Raw genomic sequence first — 2,013 nt, forward strand, 5'->3', positions numbered from 1 at the left:
AGTTCATCGTCGTCTTCTTCCTCGCCGGCACCGAGCCGACGCTGCCGCTCTACATCTGGAGCCAGCTGCGTTTCCCGCGCTCGCTGCCGACGGTGATGGCGCTGGGAACGGCGATCCTTACCGTGTCCTTCATCATCGCCGGAACCGCCGAAATCCTGCGCCATCGCGGCCTCGGCGCCGCGCGCCGCAATCCAGCCTGAAGCACAACAAAGAAGAGGAGAACGAAAATGACAGTACACCTGAAATCGACAACCGGGGCCCTGGCGGGTCTCGCGGCCCTGGCCATGGCGCTGTCGTCGACGGTCGCTTTTGCCGCCGACAAGCTGCAATATTTCACCTGGTCGGGCTACGAACTGCCGGACTTCAACAAGAGCTTCCTCGCCGCGCATCCGGACGGCGTCGAGGCTACGATCTTCGGCGACGACGACGACGCCTTCACCAAGGTCAAGGCCGGCTTCCGGCCCGACATCGCGCATCCCTGCTACGACAAGGTGGCGCGCTGGAACAAGGAAGGCCTGCTGCAGCCGATCGACACCAAGCGCATCAAGAACTGGATTCGGTCTTCCCGGTGTTCAAGAACCTGCCCGACCTGCAGGCCGGCGACGGCAAGGTGTGGATGGTGCCGTGGGACTGGGGCAACACCTCGATCCTCTACCGCACCGATCTGGTGAAGAACCCTGAGGCGAGCTGGAACCTTTTGTGGGACAAGCAATATGCCGGCCGCATGGCGACCATCGATGCGGTCCATGACACGCCGATCGTCGCCGCTCTTCTGGCCGGCGTGAATCCCTTCGACATGACGCCGGACCAGATGGAGAAGGTCGCCGAAAAGCTGCGCGAGCAGCGGCCGCTGCTCTCCAGCTACACCACCGACATGACCTCGGTCGAGCAGGCGCTGGCGAGCGGCCAGCTGGTCGCCGCGATGACCTGGAACGCGTCGGCCACCTCGCTGAAGAAGCAGGGCGTGCCGGTCGAGTTCATGAAGCCGAAGGAAGGCATGCTGACCTGGGCCTGCGGCTTCGTCATGCTCAAGGACGCCAAGAACGTCGATCTCGCCTATGACTTCATAAACAGCCGGCTCGACGCCGACTCGGGCAAGTTCCTCATCCAGTCCTACGGCTATGGCAGCTCGCTCTCGACTGCCTTCGCCGGCGTGTCGAAGGACGAGCTCGACAAGCTGCAGCTGCCGGCGGACCCGGACGTGATGCTGAAGAGCACGATCTTCACCGGACCGATGAAGCAGAATGACGATATGGCCAAGATGTTCGAGAAGGTGAAGGCAGGGGGTTGAGGGCCAATTGCCGAAGGTGGTGCTGCCCCTCACCTGCCTGCCGGCATCCTCTCCCCGTATAGTGACGGGGAGAGGGGCGCTGTCGCCGGCGATTTCGCCAATCGCCGGCGTTGCAGGAAACGAGCCAGCGCCGCAGTCAGCCTCTTCTCCCCGTCTCTATACGGGGAGAAGTGCCCGGCAGGGCGATGAGGGGCGGCGCCACCGTCTGGCAAGATAAGAACCTAGTCACGAAGCCGAATTGGTCAGAAGCCGGCTTGCTTGACTGCAACAGGGACGAACGAATGGACATTTTTGACGAAGCGGCAACAAAACCGAAAGACGATGCTGACATCCGCGTCGGCCGGCGGGTGCGGGCATTGCGCCTGGAGCGCAACCTCTCGCTGGCCGACTTGGCCGCCAAAGCCGGCATCTCCATCGGCGCGCTGAGCCAGATCGAACGCGGCATGTCCTCGCTGCGCGTCAAGGTGATCTGGCCGCTGGCCGCCGCCCTCGACATCGAGCCGTCGGCGCTGATCACCGACGGCAATGAGGCGGTCAACGACCTCTACTGCGTGCGCGCCGATAAGCGTCGCGCGATCCCGGTGAAGTCCGAGGGCATCGCCAAGGCGCTGCTGTCGCCGCCCGCCGCCACGCTCACCGGCATGCTGGTCACGGTCGAGGCCGGCGGCGGCACGGCGGAAGCCTACGCCCATGCCGGCCACGAATTCGGCTTCGTCATGACC

General features: G+C 64.1%; 1 protein-coding gene and 2 pseudogenes. All 3 read left to right on the forward strand.

Features of this window, described 5'->3' with window-relative positions; genetic code table 11:
* A pseudogene (locus EOA27_RS33830) lies at nt 1-200 on the forward strand (ABC transporter permease); the annotation flags it as partial.
* Between the two features lie 27 nt (nt 201-227).
* A pseudogene (locus EOA27_RS33835) lies at nt 228-1,291 on the forward strand (ABC transporter substrate-binding protein).
* A gap of 281 nt (nt 1,292-1,572) precedes the next feature.
* The coding region (locus tag EOA27_RS33845) for a helix-turn-helix transcriptional regulator (protein ID WP_145970735.1) at nt 1,573-2,013 on the forward strand (441 nt) is incomplete at its 3' end.

This window comes from Mesorhizobium sp. M2A.F.Ca.ET.037.01.1.1, assembly GCF_003998075.1.
GTDB lineage: Bacteria > Pseudomonadota > Alphaproteobacteria > Rhizobiales > Rhizobiaceae > Mesorhizobium.